This window comes from Bacillus sp. D48C (assembly GCF_053345735.1).
Genome location: NZ_JBKFAQ010000007.1, coordinates 255,746 through 275,297, shown reverse-complemented (window position 1 = coordinate 275,297; position 19,552 = coordinate 255,746). Strand labels below are relative to the sequence as shown.

Below are 19,552 nucleotides of genomic sequence, written 5' to 3'. Positions count from 1 at the left end.
ATCTCGTACAAAACCGACAAGTGCTGTGCAAATATCTCTTGAGTGCTCGATACGTCTAACACCAACTAAATCTTTTCCTAGCACTACTTCTTTTCCGGTTTCTTGGCCACGTTTCCTTATCATATCTACATACCAGCCAGTGATTTGAGAACCTACTACTTCGACACGATATTGGATTTCTAACTCAAATAAAGTAGCGATTTTCTTTAAAAAAGCGAGCGGATCTATAAATTCATCAATAGTCATTGTATGGAATGAAGAATAATCGGTTTTTCCACGTTTCCACTTTGAATCCGCAAGAGCAATATCTATAAACGTATTAACTGTTTCGCTCTCTATGCGTTGTGGTTTAATGAACCCATCCTTGGCTATTTGAACCCAAGCGCCAGAAGCATGTACAGTAATCGTTCTATCATTAGATTCCTTTTCTACTTCATTATTGATAACATACGGAACAATACGACCATCACGCACTTCCTTTAATACTAAGTTCTGTTGTTGTAATGCAACTGCATGTGGAGTTCCATCAAAAGTTTTAAATTCTAACGTATCAATGTTGTTTTTGATTTCCCAATGGCGTTTATCATCCCAATAGTCCTTTGATTGAATGACTGATATAATCTGATCTGTTTTGAAATCAACAACATGAAATATCCCACTTGGTGTTCTCATCTAAATCGCTCCCTATATTTCACCTTTGCTGTTCCTATATCGGAAGGTATGATTTCAAGTGTATTAATACCTTTATTGATAACAGGAAAATTACTAAAAATATCTTTTATGTTAATAGCGTTTTTCCCCTCAATACTGACATGACTGCTTTCTGTATCAATCACGACTTTGTCACCAACATCGAATATATAAGGCGGTGTATTTTGATTATTTAAATTCACTTTCCAAAATTTCAAATCAGAAACTGACATCGCTTCTACTGGCGGAACATCTTGCCACTGCATGATACTAATCTGTATTTGAGCTGCTTTTTCCATATGTTTATTGTCTTTATCGGTCCATCTTGCAAAGCGTTCTGAATCATCTTTTTCTGTTCCAGGAAGAAATTTTGAAATATAAGCCTCCCAATCATTACCGGTTCTAGCGATCCATAACCTACCATAATACTGATTCCATGTATTCGGATAATCACCACTCTCATAAATTAAACCTGTTTTTCCAGGCTTATTATCATATCCAATTACCATCGTTCCAAAATTTTGTTCCGTTTGCCAATAGAGGTCATTCATGGCAATTTTTGAAAGAACTTTGCTGTTTTCATCGAGTATCGCTATCTCAACTCGTCCCATTTCATTGATCTTTTTACTTTTACATGTAACGTGGGCTTGCATAATAAAATCTTGTACTGGCCCACCAGGGATACTCTTCTTAACAGCTGCGCCATGCCATCCATTACCCGAGCCATAATCCGAACAATAGAATTGGTAACTATCCGTTTTCATTTCACCAACTGGATTACCATCTTCCATAGAACTAACCTTACTCCACCCTACAGTTGTGGACATCTCATCCCATATAAGACGTTGATTTCTTTCTACAGGCAATTGCTCCATTTTTAATGGAAATCCAATACGGAAATAATCCGGCTCTTTTGAATATTTATCTTCAAACCATACATCTAAAAAAGTATGTGGTTTTGTAATATCAATTTCAATAATCGGATTTGAATGCACAGAGCCTTTGTTTTTGACATTAGCAATTAACCCTCGACCATCATTTTCAAAATCAACCGTTTGCTCATTTCCTAACTTATACGGCATTGGACAAATAAATTTCAAAGTGCCTTGTCCGATATCCACAAATTTATCAATATCAAAATCTTCATCTATAACTGCCATATATGTTCTATCAGGCATTACATCAAAAATCAGTTCTGCTGGATTTTCAGTAATAAGCCAATCCGCTATTTCTTCTTTTAACGTTTCCAAATTCGTCCCATTTGGAACAATAATCCCCACAGGTACAGGGAGAGGACAGGTTTCGGTATCTGTACTTAATAACCTTGCGCCCGGATATCCGGGGGTTTTCAGAAAATTCCTCCTTAAAGGTGCCCATGTTGGAGGATTCCACCCTCTTTCAATATGAATATAACTTTTTCGTTCTCCATTAAATTTAAAGGAACTCATCGTCTCTCTCCTTTTATGCAAAAGAAAAGAAACCCAAATCTAAAAGATTGAGTTTCTTGCTTGTGCTCTATTTTGATATTCAGTTACATACGGATGGCTCACACGTGCTATTTCCCTTCCTTCCAGTATGACGGGAATTTCTATATATGTTGGTCCTGACTTTGTATATGGTTGCTTATCCGGATTACCATTGTCAGGTCTATATTGAATAACATTAGGATTATCAGATAACACTTCTCTCCATCTGGAAAGACTCCCCACATCTTGACTTGAAAGTCCCTCGAACCGTTCCATTTGACGTCCAATTTCTCTTACCATATCACGCATATTTTCTGGAATATGTGTAATCCAATCGTTTTGCCAATCTCCATCGACAAAGATCGCATTAAAATACTTTGTTAATGGATCATCACCTTGGAAACTAAATATTTCTTCTGGTTTTATAGAACGAATACTATCCATAGCTCCTGTTACTGTATCTTGCAATGCATCTCGTACAACAGAATATTGGCTTTTAATACCTATCGCAATTCCCTGTGCCATACGAACACCAGAGAATCTCAACTTATTGGATTCACTATTTAATTTCAATTCATTTACCAGAGCTGCATTTGCTTTGTTACCCATTTCTTTACTTTCTTTTTCAGCCATGTGAGCTGATTTCTGTATACCAAGCGCAAACCCTTCACTAAACGGCTTACCACCTTGATCACGTGTTAATTTTGATGGAGAGTTTACATTAAGTGTAGCTTTTAACGCATCAAATGCACCTCGTGCCAAACTAGCTGCTACATTTTGTACATTCCATTCACCGTTAGATATACCTTTAGCAAATCCACTAGCAAAAGCTTCGCCAGGACTAAGAGAGCTGATACTCCCTAATCCATCTTTACCACCTTGAGCAACACTTGTTCCGCTTGCAACAGCGGCTCCACGTTTTGCTCCCATATCACTCGCGAATTTATTACCAGCCTTATCACCACCGCCACCATCGGTCGCACTTCCTAACATGCCCTCTACACCTAATTTAACATTACTAGCTGCTCCGACTACATTCCCTTTATTCCCGTTAATTAGTCGTTGCATAAGAAGAGTAGAAGATGTGCCGCCATTTCCATCTGTGGTTGATCCTAAAGTATTTTCTACACTTTGTTTAACACCTACGGCCGCTCCATTGACATTGCCTTTATTATTATTAATATTATTAAACATCATAGAAGTCGCGTTATTACCGCCATTATTATCAGTTGTACTTCCTAATTGCTGTTCAACGCCTAGCTTAATATTAAAAGCTTCACCTATAATACTCGGCTTATATTGAGCCATAATTCGATTCATTAATGTAGTAGAAGCTGCTCCACCATTTCCGTCTGTGGTTGATCCCAGTGTTTGTTCTACACCTTGCTTAACTTCCTCTGCGGCTTGAACAGGTTGACCTCCATTTTGACGAATTCCATCTGCAGTACTTTGCGGAATAGCTGCTCCTTGCTGAGTTGTATCGATGTTTGTTTTTTGTACAACCATTTGTCTAATAACTTCGAGCGCCTGATCTATATTAAACTTCCCATTGTGTAAACCTTGAACAAGAGACGCGATTGTCACTTCTCCATTCGGCCCTAAGTTGTACTTAGTCTTATCTTCAATATTAACTCCCAATGTATTGAGCACGTCTTGTACATTAATAAATCCTGTTTCCATACCAGTTTTTAACGTAGCCATTATACGAGTGCCGTCTTGCGCTAAATCTGCTGCTGTTAATTTAGATAACTGTTGTTGAAAAAAAATAAACACAGCGTCAATACCTACTGTGCCCTCGTGTAATCCATTTACAAATTGTGTAGTCTTCATTTTTCCAAGTGATCCTAAATCTATATCAAGGTTTTTCTTTAAATCTAAGTTTAACTTAGATGCGACCTCCCCAATATTCATCTGTTTAAAACCATCAGTAAATGAAGTCATGACTTTAATACCTTCTGGTGTCAATGGTTTATTACCCATTTCTGACCGCATAGTGTTTATGATTGCAATCGCTACATCTTGGACCTTGTACTTACCAGATTTAATTCCATCAACGAACTCTTCTACTGCAACCCAACCTTGCTCTCCTAAATCAATTGTTTTACTTCCATCTTCAAATGTTTTTGCAATTTCATTTGCAACTTCAATAGATTTTTCACGAGTTGACTGGAAAAGATTATCATAAACAATATTAGAATTGGCAATTAATGACTCTCCATATGTTTTTACTTCATCAGCACTTTTCTTTCTCAGATCAGCTTCTTTTGAAGCTCTATCTTGAAGTCGCTTGAATAAATTCTCATTTGTGCTTTCAATTATTTCGGAATTCTTAACGTACTCTCCGAATCCTCGACCTTGAATTTTAATTTTCTCAGTTTCAGCCTTCGTGATACCCGTTGTTAAATCCATCTCAACGCCTTTGGATTCTAACACTTTTTGCGCTTGTTGAAGTTGTTGCTCATACCCTTTTGTTATCAATACAGATTGCTCAGAGTATTTTTTGTTAATTTGAGCTATCGCAATTTCTTGCCCTTTAGTATCGGCTATTTTGCTTTTCGCAAATTCTATTTCTTTTTGTCTTGCTTTATCTAATTCATTTGTTAATTTCGTATACTCTGAACCTAGCTCTTTTACTTTACCTTGGATTGTCTCAACAGAAGTATTTTTGTTGAAATTATCCATTGCTTTACCTATTTTTTGAATCTCATCCACATTTTTCGAAGCTGCTTTTCCAACCTCTGCATCAATAGCTTTTAAAGCTGTAAGAAATACCGACTTATCAGCAGCAGTCATCTTATATATTTGTCCATTATATTGTGTAAGTAAGCTTTGAATTTTCTCATTTGCCTTAATAACTGCTTCTTCTTGTGCCTTAAATACTTCCATTTGATCGTTAACAATTTTATCTTTTGCCCTTAATACGGCGGAATCAGTTTCTCCAGCAAACCAACTATCTAAATGAGCTTGTAACTTGCCTCTATCTTTATTGATTGCTTGGATTGCCTCGTCTGCTAACTTACCAAATTCGTCATGTGTTCGTTGCACAGCCTCTTTAGCCTTTTCCCCTGTCATTGTTGGTATTTCATCTAATGTTTTAAAAGCCTGCTCTTTTAAATTCACATATCCTTCAAGAGCTTTTTTCGTACCTTCACTTACACCATCACCAAAGCGCCTACTGTCCTCTTCTGCTTTTTGTGCCTTTTTCCCAGCATCTACGAAAGCAAAACCTAATGCACCAAGTCCAATTACAACTCCACCAATTGTTGCGACAATTGGATTCGCTATAATTGCACCAATACCAAAAGAAAGGAACCCAAGTGCACTAACTACTCCCATAACTGCCGGAGCTAGTAATAATGCTGTCCCATATACTTTTTTAGAGCTATCATCTAACCCGTTGAACCAATCAGCGACACCCTTCACAGATTCTTTCAATTCAGGAATCGCTTGTTTAGCGATATCTAAAATCACCTTACCAAGTGGTTCTAGAGCAATTTGTAGTTCTCTAGTTACAGATTTCCATTGCTTTGCGCTTGTGTCGTAACCGTCAACCATTTTATTCATTGCACCACTATAGTTTCCTAAACCCGTTTCCATATTGTTTAGAGATAACATAGTAGTAGCTTCTAGGTCTTCCCATTTCACGCCGAAAAGTGCAACGCCTAACTGATTCACTTTAATTTGATCATCAGTTGTTCGTAACTCATTTAAAACAGCATTAAAAACATCTTTGGAAGTCGCTTTTCCTTCTAGCATCGCTTTCCAAACTTTTTGCGTTTCTTTACTCATTTGACCCATTGCTTCTGTTGTGGACTTACTACCATCTTTTACACGAATACCAAATTCTTTTACAACATCATTCACATAATCCAAGTTATATGCGCCATTTTTCGAACCGTTAATGAGAATTGTGAACATTTCATCAGCGCTAAATCCCATTTCATGGAACAAAGGACCATACTCACTTAAATTATCAAATAGCTCATTTGAGTAGTTTAAACCCTTTACAGAACCTTGTGCTAATAAATCAAATGCTTGTTGGCCAGACAAACCAAAGCGTCCCATTAATTGGGCTGCACCACGAGTTACCTCGTTTACATCTGATTCCATTGTTTCTGCTAGAATTTCACTATCACGAGTTACTTGTTTTAAAGTATCATCATCATTAATATCCTTAATATTGCGCTTTACTTTAACTAAAGAATCACTGACACTAGCTAAATCTTCCCCATAGCCTTCGCGCCATACTTCTTTGGCTACAGCACTAACTTTTAAACTTTCTTCTCTTGTTAACCCTAAACCAGATTGTACCTTCTTGTTCGCTTCTTCAAATTGACTTGCATTTACAACTAAAGCTCCAACACCAGCCGCCACGCCAACTGCTGCTGCGCCAAACCCTTGGCTCACTTTAGTACCAGTTTCTTGCATTGTGTTTCCAACTTCGTTCATACGCTCGCGTAATTTTCCAGAAACGTTACCCAATTGCTCTATTCTTTCTTCCGTATCACCAAGCTCATTACGATAACGATGTAAAGCTGCTGAAGCATTATTAAATGCTGTATCATTTCTAGAAACTTGAGAGGTTAATCTTTGCAAAGCTTGTGTGCCTTGCTTATATTCTTGCTGTAATTGATTATATTGAGCTTGTAAATCTTTTGTTTCTTGAGCATTTTTCCCGTATGCCTGAGTGCTTTGCTGTATCTCTTGTTCTAATTGTTGCATAGATGTAGCTAACTGCTCACATTTTTGGCGCATTTCTTGTTGTTTTTGTTGCGAAGTCCTCAAAGCTTGCTCATAATGCTTCATTTTTTGCGTTTGCGCTTCAATTTTTTGATTTAGATGGTTTGACTTATTTTGCAATTGATCCATCTCAGAACCAACGCCACGTAACTGCTCAGACGTGTTACGAAATTCAGCATCTATTCTTTTCAGACTTCTATTAATGCCCGCAATCCCATTTTCGAATTGATCTGTATCCAAACGGACACGACCACCAATTGTATTATCTCCTAGTGCCATTCAAATTCTCACCTACCTTTACAACCACATTGGTACTTTATCTGCTGTTGTCACTCGATTTGCTTTTTGTTTTCTCGCTAAACAGGTAAAGTAAAACGCAATATCCATTTCATTGATTTGATTTTGTGTCATACCTGCATCCATCAATATGTTATAAATATCAATTACAGCGTCGCTATATTTGTTTTTTCCTCCGTCGGTTTCATTTCTAGTTGTGCCATTAACTTTTTTTTCGCATCTTCTACCGTTTCCATTACCTTAATCGCATCATTTAAGCGTCCCATAATTGTTAAACAAACAGAATGAATGGTAAGACTTAAAAACCATACATGAGTGCCATCCACAAATTCCTGTGCTGTAAATTGATTTCCGTACACACTGGCAACAAAATTAGCGGCTCTTTCAATTGTTTCTTTTGGTACTAACTCCGCTTGTAATTCATCAGCTAATGTTGACGCTTCAAAAGTAGCTGAACCTGGGATAAATTGTGGTAAATAGAAATCTTTTTTACCTTCTGCATTTTGTAATGTGATTTTCATAATCTGTTTCCTCCTTAATAAAAATAGGGACGGCATTTCACCATCCCTTTTCTTAATTACTTCCCACTTGGTGGGGCCGTTTCTATTGGTGGAACTGGTACTTCTTTAAACCACTTCGCTGCAACTGCTGCATCGTGTCCTTCTTCCTCTTCATCTAATCGATGTCTCCAGTTACCGTCCGAACGTTGAATCGCCTTACCTTTAATTTTTGCGCTTTGGAATGTTGGTTTGTCTTCTGCTGTTTTATGTTCATCACTTGGAAGTTCAAACTTCATTTTGTAATAACATACATATAGATTTTTTCCGTTGTCGTATGGTAAACGATATAGCAATGCTACATAAGGAGGAACATCACTTGTATTATCTACAACTTGACCTTTTACAACCTTTTTACCTAACAATTCGGCATAAACAGATAAAGGTAATGTATCAACTTCTAATTCAATTTCTGTTCCGCCAAATGCACTAGCTGTTGCTGCTGGTCCACCTTCAGCATAAAAAGTTACTGATTCCGCTTTAGGTGATGCTTTACCACTAACTGTTTTACCGATTCGTTTTGGTGCAGAATAATTAAATTTACCATCTGATGTTTCATTTAAAACCGCATAATGTAAATCTCTAAAATCTATTGTCATTGCCATATTTCATTTTCCTCCTTAATTAATAATTTCCGCTACAAAACGAAAACCATATCGATAAATTTTTGTATCCATTTCATAATCTGGATACGTGCTTAAACGCTGAAAAGACAGTTTTTTCATAGCTGCCTGAACTGCACTTTTTAATTGTGTTTTGATTGGTGCCATTGACCATATATCAACCTGATACATAACGTTAGTGGTTTTTTCCTCATTCTCTGCATATAGCCCAGGAGAACTATTTAACTCTGAAAATGTAATCCATATATCTGTTTTGTCATTTCCTTTGACAAATTGATATATGAATTCTCCACCTAACTCAGATTTAATAACTACATCTGTACGTAAAACATCAAATATTTCCTTATTAAAATTTTTCATCGGCCTGTCACTCTACGCATAAATTCTCTTTCCATAACTTTCAAGACCTCTTTTTCACTTTGAATTAAAGTCTTTTCTGCAAAACCTTTATGTGGTGGATTTGGGTTTTTACTAGTCCCCCAGTTTTGAAACTTCATATAAAAGTGAGGAGAGCGATCCGCTTTATCCCATCCAACTTCAATGAAATAGGAACCACCTTTTTTTACAACCTTTCCTTCTTCAATAGCGTTCTTTGCGTGTTTACCATCCCACCACGGTTGTTTTAGCGTTGGTTTATTAGGTTCGGGGCCAACTGGAGAATTAAATTCCAACTTTTCTTTAAATACCCTTGCACCAGCTTTTAATGATTCTTTTGTAATTTTGGGGACATCCTGTCCTAAATTTTCTAATTCACGAATCCATTCTTCTATACCGAAGACCTCTAATTCTGCCAATTAGATCGCTCCTCACAGATTAAACACATATCTTTGTGTTTTTCATCAATATCGATCACTGATTTAATTTGAAAAAGCTTCCCTTTATATTTCACGCGCATATCAGAATGAACACCTTTTCTGTACGGAATTGTAAAATTTATTAACTTAATAACAAATTCTGCATTTCCCTTAAAAACTTCAGAATTAAACCCTGAACCTACGGGAGTTTCAGCCTTCGCCCACGCTTTAGAAAAGACTTCCCATCCTGCTGGTAGCGCGTTTCCCTCATCGTCTTTCCTTTCAGTTTTATGTTCGATCATAATTCTTTTATCTCTTTTTCCTGGATTCATGCTGTTTCCTCGCTTAATTGAAGTTGCAATACCATACTCTTAATGGTATATCGTACTTTTTCATCTACTTGACCAGAAAAATCACGATTTTCATACCAATTTGTGATTAAAACTAATGCGATTTTTTGCGCTTGTTTTCGGTTATCCTCAGTAGCATTGTAATGCTTACCTACAGATCCTTTTACATATATCTCGGCATTATCAATTAAAAGCTCTAAGATATCATCTTCTTCTGTATCCTCTTCTTCTAATCTCAGCCATTTTTTTGCCAACTTTAAATCTATTAACATGAAACCCCTCCTAAAAAAGAGGGGATGTCCCCTCTTATGCTTGTGTTTGTTCTGCTAATGTAAGCTCTCCCACTACTAACGCTTTTTTATCAACTGGTTTAACATCTAAGCGCTCTCTAACTTTCATACCAACTAAATCTTTCCCCCATAAATCTAATGCTTGCTCAGAGAATTCAATAAATAATGCTTCTCTATCAAAAACAGTTATCGCTTCTTTTAAATCACCAAAATACATCGGTACTTTCTTTGTTTTACTATCTGTTTTTAGCGTCTTATTACTTAATACAACAATTGGATACTTGCCAAATAACAGTTTCTTCGTCGCCATTGTTGGATCTGGTTGTAAAATGTACTTACCATCTGAATCTTTCAGTTTATCTAAATAATTAAAAGCATCTTGATTCATGATGGCAATTGCCGTTGTTTCAAACGCAGTATCCAATTTAACATTGAAAATGTCCTTTAAATCATCTACCTTACTAACCGGAACCTTTGTTGTACCGAAATTATCATTTATTGCTTTTAATATCAGAGCATTACGAGTTGCTTTTGATTTTTTTCCTGTCCATTTCCTAACATATCCTTGAATATTTTCTGCTGTATCTGCGAGTAATTCTTTAGAGAATTTTAAAATTCCACCTTTTTTCTTTACAGCAAATTGAATATCTTCAAATTTTGGTGATTCCATTTCTGGAAAGTCTGCCGCTTCATCAATATTATCGAAAGGAATGTAGTCCGCTTCTACTTCAATAACACGAGAACCAGTAAGAGTAGATACAGATTCTACATTTACATAATTCTCAAGTGCATCTGGAGCACTACGACGTAATTCCTTGATAGCTGTTCGAATATCCTTTGGTACTGTTAAACCACCATCGGATGGAACACCTTCTGTCATTGTAGTTGCATTTAATACTTCCTTTTCGTCATCTGTAAGTTTATGTTTCCCTACAGCCGCTTTCATTGCATTAACAAATGCATCAGCAGGTTTTACTGTATTATTTTGCGGTTGTGGAATAGGGTCTGTTGGAATATTGTTTTTTTCATCTTCATAAAGAGCAGATGCAATATCAAATTCCTTCTGCAAATCCTTAATTTCATTTGTAAGTTGCTCTGCTTCCTCAAGCTTTTTTTGAGCCAATAACTCTCTTGCTGCTGCCTTTTTGTTCTGAATCTTATTCAATAACTCTCTTAATTCTTTTGGCATCTTTCTTCCTCCTTAAAATTGAGCAATAAAAAAAGAGTTAGATTAAATCTATCTCTCTCATCAAATTATTAATTTTTTCTTCTTCACTTTTTTGCATCGGTTCTCTTCTTGGCTCTTTAAAAGCCTTTGGGGTATTCCTGTATTCCTTAAACAGATTACTTGTACATGCAACCGCAGTATTTTCTTCTGCCACCTCAACGTTAAAATATTCACTTGCTTTAAGACCGTTTAGCCACGTCTCGTTTTGCACCATTTCTCTTATTACTTCGATGTCTACGCCTTCTTTTAGATTATCCTTATAAACATTGATGATCCCTTCCTCTATTGCATCTAAGTCATCGGCCATCTTTCTAAAGTCATTAGCATTTCCATATATACCATTCCACGGTTTATGAATCATTAAGTATGCATTAGAAGGAATGATCAACTTATCCCCAGCAAATGCAATTACAGAAGCGATTGAACCTCCAAGTCCATCAATATGAACCGTTTTATGCCCCTCGTGACGTTTAATCATATTATAAATAGCCATTCCTGCAAAAACAGAGCCTCCACCGCTATTTATATAGATGTTTAAGTCTTTCCCTTTTACACCATCAAGGATATTTCTTACGTTCTCAGGATATTGGTCCTCATCATCCCAAGCCCCCCACCAAGAAGAAACGATATCACCATAAAAATAAAGAGAAGCAGTATCTTCAGCTTGATTTTTAATCTGTAGCCAATCCACTTCCATCACCTCCTTTCTCAACTGATACTAATGGAACATAGTTTCCATTACACATTAATGAATCTCCACCATCTTTACGCGGCAAATCTACAAATTCTCTTGCCTCATTTGGAGTATAAATAGCATTGTTTACACCCTTTGATAGGCCTTCCATCTGTATTGCGAAATCAGCACGTAAAATACCATTCACATTAAATTTAAAGCAATATCCATTTTGAAATTCATCACTAAGAAGCAGCTTATAACTCATTTCTTCCTCGTAATTTTTCAAAATATATAAAAGGGTATCTACGTAAAAGGAACGCTGTTGCGTTTCAACATTTGCATAGTTACCCTTGTCATAATTATTTACTTGTGCAGGTTTTATACCAAATGCCCCAGCAACCTGTAGTGCTGTATATTTGTTTATCTCTAAGAATTGAGCATCTGCCATGTTCACATTTAATGGAGTGAGTTGAAAACCTAATGGTAGCGGAACAATTCTTCCTGCATTTTTCAAACCATTACTAAATTCTTCAATTTTTGCTGCCATTTTCTTTGCTTTGTCATGATCCAAATCACCAGTATATTGGACAACTGCCTTTCCCATTAAACCATTTGAAAAATAGTTATTGAGATATAAAGCTCCACTTTGTATGTTCTCAATTGAGATTTTCAATATGTCTTTTACTGCTAGGCCAGATATACCATCTAAAGATAATGAAGTTTTAAAATGCATAACCTGATCATATCGAAACCTATATTGTTTACCAGATTTATTATCTCCCCATATATACCAAATCGCATTTTCCCTTTGGAATATACCTGCATTATCAATCCAAATCTGTACGTGTTCGCTAGGAAGAATCCACAAATCTTTTACTTTATCCCTCTCCGTATTAACATAGACATACGCATTTCCATAATGATTTTTATTTGCTTCTACTGTAGACCAAAATGTACTTGAAGTCATATATGGATTAGGCCGCATTTTTAAAAGTGTATACAAATTGTGATCTGTTGCTTTTTCAAGACCGTTATTTGTATCTCTATATAATTTTAAAGGTAATTTCCCAATACTTTCAGATAAAAGCCTTAAACAGGTAAAATATGTGATTTCACTTAATTTATTTTTATTTACACTACCTATATCAATACCTAACATCTTTAAAAACTCGTCCGAATCAAGTGATACTGAGTTTTGAACCTTCTTAGGTTTTAATTTATTGAGCCATTCCCACATTCACTCACCTCCTTTACCAACCAAGTTTATCTAGATTCTCATCCGTAACATATTGGCTTAGTTTCAATCCTACTTCACCCTTCATTGCCATCTTATATGCATCAATAACCGCATCAATTGGATCAATTCTTTTCTCTTTTAAGTGTTTATCGATCTTGATTTCACCGAAACTATTAGATACTGTCTTTGCATTGGCTATACTCCATGTTAACAATTTATTTTTTCGATTATATTGAATGTTTTTAGCCTCAACCTCTAGTCTGAAATCGACTGTAGCATCATTTAAATTCTTTGCTGATTGGACAATCATGATGCTGTTATATCCAAGCTCTTCAAGATCACTCAAAAAGGCATCTGCATTGTGGGGATCGTATGCTATTATATTTACAATTAACTTGTACTCTTCTACAATTCTTTTTATATAGGCGATTATATATTTATAATCTGTTTTAATACCCCCTAATGTCTCTGTAACAGTTAATAACCCATCTCGAATCCAGATGTCATAAGGAGCTTTATCAGTCTCTATATGTTCTGTTACCCGATTTTTAGGGATAAAACTATGAGAATGTATGAAATAATTTTTCACTTCTTCTTTTGAATATGGGAATACTGCCCCTAAACTCGTTAAATCACCACCGCTAGATAAATCCAGGCCTAAATAACATTCTTTCCCTCTAAAATCCTCTAAATCTAAATCTGAAGCACATTTTTTCCAATGTTCCATGTTCATATATTGATTGTCTGTGAATTGTACCCAAATATTTAAGTGCTTTGTAAGGAAATTGCGAAGTTCACTTCCGCCCCTACGTTTTGCTGCACTTGCCATAGTTAAAAGTGTTTCTATTCCTTCTTCATCTCTTGCTACTAAAGGATTAGCTTTTATCCAATTACTTGAATCCCAAATATCATCATCTTTATCTAATTGAGCAATATATACAAACTGTTTATCGTCTTCATATACACCTTCAAGAAGTCTACAACAATCTTCATACAACTCGTAGCAAGGACTATTTAAATCAAATCCTGCTGTTGTGATAACTGATATTAAGCATTCTTTTAATTTGGTTGTTCCACCCTCCAATAATTTATACATTTGATTTGTAGGGTGTTTATGATATTCATCCACGATGCCAAGGTAAGCACGAAATCCATCTATACTCTCCGTATCTCTTCCCAGAGCACGGACAACTCCATTTGTTACAAGTGCTTCAATGGTATTCTTATATTCTTTCACCTTGAAACACTCACTTAAATCTTCATCTGTTTCAATGAACTTAATCATTTCTTTGAGAACTATGTTTGCTTGATCTTGTTTTGTAGCTGTACAGTATACTTGCGCATAATTATAGCCATCAAAATTACTATAATATGTCCCTAATACACCATTCATCATAGATTTACCATTTTGTCTGCCCACTTGAACATAACTACTTCTAAATCTACGATAACCCGTTTCTTTATGAACCCAACCATGTAATGATCCAAAAATAAATGCTTGGAATGATGCTAAAGTAAGTGGTTCTACTTCTTCTCCTTCACCTATCATTAAAGTTTCAGCATACTCAAGTAACCGATCTGCCTTTTCCTCATCAAAATAATAGACGAACGGCGCCAACTTACTTTTTTCCAAATCATTTAAGTGCCTTTGGCAAGCTAACTTAACGTACTTCCCTGCAATTTCTCGACCTTCTAATACATCAAGAGCATACTGTGTGACCCTATTCATATAACTTACCTACATAAACTTATTAAATTTATTTTGAGGCTTTTCATCGTTCTGTTTTGGAACTACTAATCTGCATCTTGATGTAATTGTTAAACCTAAATCGCTGGAAGCCTGTCTACATTGTTTAAAGAGTTTGTCTTGATTTATAAGTAAGTCTGAATACACGCCGTTAGATATGGTATACCTATTCTCAGATATAATGTTACCTTCCTGATCCTTTTTTACATCCACCACTTCTTCTAACGGACTAAGCTCAAGCATAGCATTTGTAATTTCTACATACATTTTCCTTGCTATTAAAAATCTTGCTAAAGCATCAACATCAAGATTGGACATGATTTCAATCCTGATTAGTTCATCGGATATTTTTTTAAAGTCTCTTCTCAAATCTTTTGGTAAATAAGAAGGCGCCCTGATTTTATCACTAGGCGCCTTGATTTCTTTTGATTTACGATTTTCAATTTCAGCTTTTGTTAAATGTTTTTTTCCCTTGAGTACAACTAAATCCACAGGTTCTCTCGGTCTAGCCATCCACCTTCCTCCTTTCGGAATTTTCATTTAGGGAGTTTTCGCGAAAAAAAAGACCACCCGGCGACTCGTCGCCCTCCTTAAAAAGTTTTTGATATCCCCCTACCCTATCAAGCTTCTTAACTTCTTCTGTATATTGAACTTCTCTGTCCTAACATCATACAGCTTATGGACTTTCTGGTGGCATTTCTCGCATAACGAAATCAAATTACTTCTTACTAAAGCTAATCGATCATTTTCTTCTAAAGGTATAATATGATGTACTGTGTTCATTGGTTTAACCTTGTTCTCACTCCAACACAATTGACACAACCCATTGTCTCTATCCTTTATCCTTGCTCTAGTTACTCGCCAAGGCTTTGAGTTATAGAACTTCTGATTGTCTGTATCCGTTCGCTTCACCTTATAATCTCTGTGCCTTTGCTTCCTTCTTTCTTCAGCAACAACAGCACACGCCTCACACATACCTTGTTCCATCGGTACTGTCTTACCACATCTACATATCTTTAGTAACATGTTATATCCTCCATTACATCCACTCCTTATTACCAAAAATAAAAAGCACCCGAACGGATGCTTTGCTATCGTTTACTTATTTGTTTTTAATTACGGTATGTGAAGTTTTACGCTTCTCTCAGCCAACAATCACAATAGACAATCTTGTTTGTTAACTGAGAGAAGAGCAAAAGCTCTCCTTAATAACGGTATCATTCAATCAGTACCATCTGCTGGTTTCGGATTTTATATGCCCGTTATTATGAACCGTTTAGAAATTTGGAAACAACATAGTGAGTTGTGTTTTCCGCCACTTCTCACAATACAAATATATCACGTTGATTCCAAAACAGCCGGCACATTTCCTGCCAAAAAGCGGTCACCACTCTGCCAAATTTAAATTCCTTGAAACATTATTAGTGTGACCTTATTTAAGTCTGGTATTACTAAATAAGGAAAACCGTTTATAAATATAAAAGAAAATAATAGTGCGAAAACAATCCTAAGAATATAACTATTAAATTTATAAATGAATGTTCTTTTATAACACCACATAATAAAACCATTTACCTCGCCATTATTTTTCACATTGACTACCCAATTCAACACAAAAAACAACTGGAATTTTACAGTAGAAATCAAAGTTAAATAGAGTAGTCCAATCCCAACTACCTTAAGGGTGATGGTCATAAATTCTGGATGATTGGTACTTAAAATATTAAAAAACCTTCCAAATAATCCATTCCATCCTCCATTTACAATAACTTGTTCTACATTATTAATATTAGCGTCACTTATTATCGGCGAATCTAAATTCATATTAATAATAAGAAAAATACACCAATAAACTATCGGAAAGAATAACCCCATTTTATCTTTCCAAGGTAACTCCTGTAATGTTGCTACCTTATTTACCCCATAAATTATTAGTATTGATATAATAAGACCGAAAGAAAATGTTATATATCCAAAATTTATTATTTCACTTCTATAAACTAAAGATAAGTAGGTTAGAATCAAAGAAGCTATTATAGGTATAATTATCCATTCATTCGATAGATCCCTACTATTTACATTTCTTATTTCTGTAACTTTTGGCGGTAGATTAATAATTTGCACATGTTTGATGGAATTAGTTGTAGTTGTAGACATTTTACTTTTTTTATTTGGATTTCGAAAAATCCAAAACACAATAATCCCCAACAAAGTATAAATGGCACTCGCAATAAGATTTCCCATTATTCCGTTAAAATCCAATCTAATCACTCCTTAATTGTTATTATAATATATTATATTTTATTTATATTATAATATCCATATTCCTTTGCGCATATTTTCCTAAAGACTCAAATTCTTCTCCTGCTTCTCAATCTTTTTTAAAGCACAAATATCAATTTGACTTATCCATATCTTATATTTTGTGTAACCAACTCTAACACTGAATCCCTTGATATTTATAGCTTCATGACTTTTTTTTTTTGAGTTACACAATTTACAAAATATAAAGAACTAAAAAAATAAAAAGTGTATTGCTACACTTTTCATTTAAAAGGAATATTTGTATATAAAATTAATATACTATCTTCATTACAAGACTTTTTCTGGTACTAATTTAAATTCGTTATGTTCTCTTTTCATTTGATATACTAAAATTCGTTTTTGTTTAGCAATTTCTATCAATCTCTTTTTGTCTTCCTCACACATTTTCGCTCCTAAATATATAGCTTGAGGACTAAACAATTCCTTGCTAAATCCTTGTTCACTCGGTGTTATATAAGTTATTCTCCATTCCTTTTCATATGACCATTCTGTAGACTTTATAATGGAACCATACTTTAATATTAACGGATTAATTGAATTCGGCCCTCCCTTAACCTCATGAAAATATTGACCTATATTAAAAAGATTCTCCTCATATAATACCGGCTGTAACCGATCTGTTAGAGCAGGATTAATCCCTTCTTTTTTAAAATCGTATTCTATACAAAATCCCTTGTGATTATTAGCATAATGACTCCACATTAAAATAGAATCCTTTATTTCACTAAAGCAACAAATTTTAGCGCTTATTTGCATCGTCTCATTCATTACTTGAGTATTTCTCTTTCCTTCTTCCTGAATGCGTAAAATTGTTTCTTTTGCCAAATCTTCTACTTCTTTTCCAAGATTTTTACAACAGAAGTCTACAAAAAGCTTAGACATTTCTTTAAAACCCATATTTTCTAATCTAGCTAATTCTTCTTTTGTTACCTCTATATTTAAATCCCTTTTCATATCTAAAATAGTATCTTTCAATAGGGCAGTCGCATTATTTCCTACAAAGTCTCCCGTTGTTAAAACACAATCGTATGGATCATTAAATTCCGCTGCTATATTAAACCAAGCTACATCATTTTCAAAATTCTTGATTGAATACTCATCAATAGCTCTATATTTAAATAAAGATTTTGGAATATAATCATATTTTAATTGTATAGCCTCTTCCATTTGTACATCTTCCAATCTCTTTGGGTACATTAATTTTACGTATTTATTTATCCACATAAATATAACTCCTTCTATTTAAAATCAAATATAATAATATTATATTTTTCGAAAAATAATATTAAATTCTAACATACTATCCAAAAAAATGTAATTAAATTCTGAACCTAGTCATTGCTTTATCCATTACATCTTGATTTACGCCTATATATCTCAAAGTTACTCGTTCACTTGAATGATTGAATATCTCCATTAGCAAGGCGATATTCTTTGTCTGCATGTACATATGATATCCGAATGTCTTACGCAGTGTATGCGTCCCAATCTCGTCTAAACCAAACTCTGTTGCTGTTGTGCTAAGTATTTTATATGCCATGCTTCTTCCTATTGGTCGATTCTTTCCCTGCCTACTCTTAATTAAATATTCATGGTCTCCCATCTCTTCGATATACCATTTCAATTCTCTTCTTAATGCTGCAGTAATTTGAATTCTTTTTTGCTTGCCTGTCTTCATTTCACGCATAGAAATGTGACTTCCCTTTAAATCTCCAATCTTCAGTTTCAGAATATCACTAATACGTAACCCTGTATTGATTCCTATTACAAACAAAATATAATTACGTTGGCTCTTTCCCCTCAAATACTCTTTAATTTGTTGAATTTGCTCCGGATCACGTATCGGTTGAACAAAATTCATTATTCATTACCTCCCTTTTCTTCTGTCTCGTAAACTTCTAATCCAAGCGCAAAAGCAAGTTTATAAAATGCTTTAGACTTCCAACGTCGATAAGTGCGCTCCGACATTCCTATTTCGTTATAAACCATGTAATCACATACGTCCTCTTCTTCTAAATAACGTTTATAAATAATATCTCTTTGAATGCTCCCTGCACGTCCGTTCCCTAATCGATTTAGAAACTGATCAATACGTACTGACATTCTTTCAAGCCACTCTTCTCTTTCGCTTTGTTGAATATTTGCTATAGCAACATCTTCTAATGGCTTTCCAACTGTATGTGTAGGACCATGCTCACGTATTTCATAAGAAGGAGTGACTTTCATTTCTTTACGCATCATTCCAAATTGTCTATGTATACGTATGCTTTCCAACACACCTTCTAATTCCTCTTGTGTCGCCGTTCTATCGATTTTTGGTAAGAAAGATAATTGTTTAGTCATGTAAGACCACTCCTTTTATTTTTAGATTACTTTTGTCTTATTGCTCCACGTCTTCGTTCATAGCAAGGTCTATGCATCCCCATTAAATCTTCAATGTCACGAGTACTTAATTTCTCTTTTCGTTTTCTCTTCTTTTTCTTTTTTGATTGATTCGATTGCTTTTTCCATTCACGTAACTGATCCTTTAAT

General features: G+C 35.0%; 20 protein-coding genes. 1 reads left to right on the top strand and 19 read right to left on the bottom strand.

Annotated features, from left to right (window positions below; translation table 11 throughout):
- From ACLBXA_RS18895 to ACLBXA_RS18825, 15 genes are all read right to left on the bottom strand, one after another.
- Positions 1–672 (bottom strand): phage tail spike protein (locus ACLBXA_RS18895; protein ID WP_447617383.1); only part of this gene is annotated, 672 nt, incomplete at its 3' end.
- Entirely contained in the window at positions 669–2,138 is a 1,470-nt protein-coding gene (locus ACLBXA_RS18890; RefSeq protein WP_447617382.1) for a distal tail protein Dit, read from the bottom strand. The genes ACLBXA_RS18895 and ACLBXA_RS18890, both read right to left, overlap by 4 nt.
- A gap of 39 nt (positions 2,139–2,177) precedes the next feature.
- Positions 2,178–7,175: a phage tail tape measure protein gene (locus ACLBXA_RS18885; RefSeq protein ID WP_447617381.1), complete on the bottom strand. Its 4,998-nt coding sequence runs from the start codon at positions 7,173–7,175 to the stop codon at positions 2,178–2,180.
- A 164-nt stretch (positions 7,176–7,339) separates the two neighbouring features.
- On the bottom strand, positions 7,340–7,714 hold the full coding sequence (gene gpG / locus ACLBXA_RS18880) for a phage tail assembly chaperone G (protein WP_097825764.1): 375 nt from the start codon (positions 7,712–7,714) through the stop codon (positions 7,340–7,342).
- Between the two features lie 56 nt (positions 7,715–7,770).
- Complete coding sequence (locus ACLBXA_RS18875; protein WP_447617380.1) at positions 7,771–8,355, bottom strand: major tail protein; 585 nt, start codon at positions 8,353–8,355, stop codon at positions 7,771–7,773.
- A 15-nt stretch (positions 8,356–8,370) separates the two neighbouring features.
- Positions 8,371–8,733 carry a tail completion protein gp17 gene (gene gp17, locus ACLBXA_RS18870; protein WP_086390526.1) on the bottom strand — a complete coding sequence of 121 codons (363 nt, stop codon included), beginning with the start codon at positions 8,731–8,733 and terminating at the stop codon, positions 8,371–8,373.
- Positions 8,730–9,167 (bottom strand): HK97-gp10 family putative phage morphogenesis protein, encoded by a 438-nt coding sequence (locus tag ACLBXA_RS18865; RefSeq protein ID WP_086390527.1) that lies wholly within the window; start codon positions 9,165–9,167, stop codon positions 8,730–8,732. Before ACLBXA_RS18865 ends, gp17 begins: the two co-directional genes overlap by 4 nt.
- Complete coding sequence (locus tag ACLBXA_RS18860) at positions 9,155–9,499, bottom strand: phage head closure protein (RefSeq protein ID WP_001068032.1); 345 nt, start codon at positions 9,497–9,499, stop codon at positions 9,155–9,157. The genes ACLBXA_RS18865 and ACLBXA_RS18860 overlap by 13 nt, the downstream gene beginning before the upstream one ends.
- Positions 9,496–9,789 carry a head-tail connector protein gene (locus tag ACLBXA_RS18855; RefSeq protein ID WP_086390528.1) on the bottom strand — a complete coding sequence of 98 codons (294 nt, stop codon included), beginning with the start codon at positions 9,787–9,789 and terminating at the stop codon, positions 9,496–9,498. The genes ACLBXA_RS18860 and ACLBXA_RS18855 overlap by 4 nt, the downstream gene beginning before the upstream one ends.
- A gap of 34 nt (positions 9,790–9,823) precedes the next feature.
- The gene (locus tag ACLBXA_RS18850; protein ID WP_001123701.1) at positions 9,824–10,996 is read right to left on the bottom strand and encodes a phage major capsid protein; all 1,173 of its coding nucleotides are present in this window, start codon (positions 10,994–10,996) and stop codon (positions 9,824–9,826) included.
- Positions 10,997–11,033: 37 nt separating this feature from the next.
- Complete coding sequence (locus ACLBXA_RS18845) at positions 11,034–11,732, bottom strand: head maturation protease, ClpP-related (RefSeq protein WP_086390529.1); 699 nt, start codon at positions 11,730–11,732, stop codon at positions 11,034–11,036.
- Entirely contained in the window at positions 11,707–12,948 is a 1,242-nt protein-coding gene (locus tag ACLBXA_RS18840) for a phage portal protein (protein ID WP_447617379.1), read from the bottom strand. The genes ACLBXA_RS18845 and ACLBXA_RS18840 overlap by 26 nt, the downstream gene beginning before the upstream one ends.
- A 13-nt stretch (positions 12,949–12,961) precedes the next feature.
- Positions 12,962–14,677 (bottom strand): terminase large subunit, encoded by a 1,716-nt coding sequence (locus ACLBXA_RS18835; protein ID WP_447617378.1) that lies wholly within the window; start codon positions 14,675–14,677, stop codon positions 12,962–12,964.
- Between the two features lie 9 nt (positions 14,678–14,686).
- Positions 14,687–15,208, bottom strand: a complete 522-nt coding sequence (locus tag ACLBXA_RS18830; protein ID WP_086390532.1) for a phage terminase small subunit P27 family — start codon at positions 15,206–15,208, stop codon at positions 14,687–14,689.
- Between the two features lie 99 nt (positions 15,209–15,307).
- The gene (locus ACLBXA_RS18825; RefSeq protein ID WP_447617385.1) at positions 15,308–15,670 is read right to left on the bottom strand and encodes an HNH endonuclease; all 363 of its coding nucleotides are present in this window, start codon (positions 15,668–15,670) and stop codon (positions 15,308–15,310) included.
- 199 nt (positions 15,671–15,869) lie between these two features.
- Between ACLBXA_RS18825 and ACLBXA_RS18820 the strand changes: the two genes are divergently transcribed.
- Positions 15,870–16,100 carry a hypothetical protein gene (locus ACLBXA_RS18820; RefSeq protein ID WP_140161795.1) on the top strand — a complete coding sequence of 77 codons (231 nt, stop codon included), beginning with the start codon at positions 15,870–15,872 and terminating at the stop codon, positions 16,098–16,100.
- On the opposite strand, the gene ACLBXA_RS18815 is transcribed toward ACLBXA_RS18820, so the two are convergent.
- The 4 genes from ACLBXA_RS18815 to ACLBXA_RS18800 form a co-directional block, all read right to left on the bottom strand.
- Positions 16,097–16,957 (bottom strand): hypothetical protein, encoded by an 861-nt coding sequence (locus ACLBXA_RS18815; protein ID WP_086390534.1) that lies wholly within the window; start codon positions 16,955–16,957, stop codon positions 16,097–16,099. The genes ACLBXA_RS18820 and ACLBXA_RS18815 overlap by 4 nt on opposite strands.
- A gap of 330 nt (positions 16,958–17,287) precedes the next feature.
- A complete protein-coding gene (locus tag ACLBXA_RS18810; protein WP_447617377.1) occupies positions 17,288–18,244 on the bottom strand; it encodes a DUF2971 domain-containing protein in 957 nt (318 codons plus the stop codon).
- 94 nt (positions 18,245–18,338) lie between these two features.
- A complete protein-coding gene (locus ACLBXA_RS18805) occupies positions 18,339–18,881 on the bottom strand; it encodes a site-specific integrase (RefSeq protein ID WP_447617376.1) in 543 nt (180 codons plus the stop codon).
- A complete protein-coding gene (locus ACLBXA_RS18800) occupies positions 18,881–19,363 on the bottom strand; it encodes an ArpU family phage packaging/lysis transcriptional regulator (RefSeq protein ID WP_447617375.1) in 483 nt (160 codons plus the stop codon). The genes ACLBXA_RS18805 and ACLBXA_RS18800 overlap by 1 nt, the downstream gene beginning before the upstream one ends.
- Between the last annotated feature and the right edge of the window lie 189 nt (positions 19,364–19,552).

Bases quoted from the DNA above. Each gene is read 5' to 3' on its own strand.
- gpG (WP_097825764.1), bottom strand. From the start codon at position 7,714: ATGAAAATCACATTACAAAATGCAGAAGGTAAAAAAGATTTCTATTTA.
- ACLBXA_RS18875 (WP_447617380.1), bottom strand. From the start codon at position 8,355: ATGGCAATGACAATAGATTTTAGAGATTTACATTATGCGGTTTTAAAT.
- gp17 (WP_086390526.1), bottom strand. From the start codon at position 8,733: ATGAAAAATTTTAATAAGGAAATATTTGATGTTTTACGTACAGATGTA.
- ACLBXA_RS18885 (WP_447617381.1), bottom strand. From the start codon at position 7,175: ATGGCACTAGGAGATAATACAATTGGTGGTCGTGTCCGTTTGGATACA.
- ACLBXA_RS18825 (WP_447617385.1), bottom strand. From the start codon at position 15,670: ATGTGTGAGGCGTGTGCTGTTGTTGCTGAAGAAAGAAGGAAGCAAAGG.
- ACLBXA_RS18800 (WP_447617375.1), bottom strand. From the start codon at position 19,363: ATGACTAAACAATTATCTTTCTTACCAAAAATCGATAGAACGGCGACA.
- ACLBXA_RS18845 (WP_086390529.1), bottom strand. From the start codon at position 11,732: ATGGAAGTGGATTGGCTACAGATTAAAAATCAAGCTGAAGATACTGCT.
- ACLBXA_RS18805 (WP_447617376.1), bottom strand. From the start codon at position 18,881: ATGAATTTTGTTCAACCGATACGTGATCCGGAGCAAATTCAACAAATT.
- ACLBXA_RS18830 (WP_086390532.1), bottom strand. From the start codon at position 15,208: ATGGCTAGACCGAGAGAACCTGTGGATTTAGTTGTACTCAAGGGAAAA.
- ACLBXA_RS18810 (WP_447617377.1), bottom strand. From the start codon at position 18,244: ATGTGGATAAATAAATACGTAAAATTAATGTACCCAAAGAGATTGGAA.
- ACLBXA_RS18855 (WP_086390528.1), bottom strand. From the start codon at position 9,789: ATGTTAATAGATTTAAAGTTGGCAAAAAAATGGCTGAGATTAGAAGAA.
- ACLBXA_RS18890 (WP_447617382.1), bottom strand. From the start codon at position 2,138: ATGAGTTCCTTTAAATTTAATGGAGAACGAAAAAGTTATATTCATATT.
- ACLBXA_RS18860 (WP_001068032.1), bottom strand. From the start codon at position 9,499: ATGAATCCAGGAAAAAGAGATAAAAGAATTATGATCGAACATAAAACT.
- ACLBXA_RS18835 (WP_447617378.1), bottom strand. From the start codon at position 14,677: ATGAATAGGGTCACACAGTATGCTCTTGATGTATTAGAAGGTCGAGAA.
- ACLBXA_RS18850 (WP_001123701.1), bottom strand. From the start codon at position 10,996: ATGCCAAAAGAATTAAGAGAGTTATTGAATAAGATTCAGAACAAAAAG.
- ACLBXA_RS18840 (WP_447617379.1), bottom strand. From the start codon at position 12,948: ATGTGGGAATGGCTCAATAAATTAAAACCTAAGAAGGTTCAAAACTCA.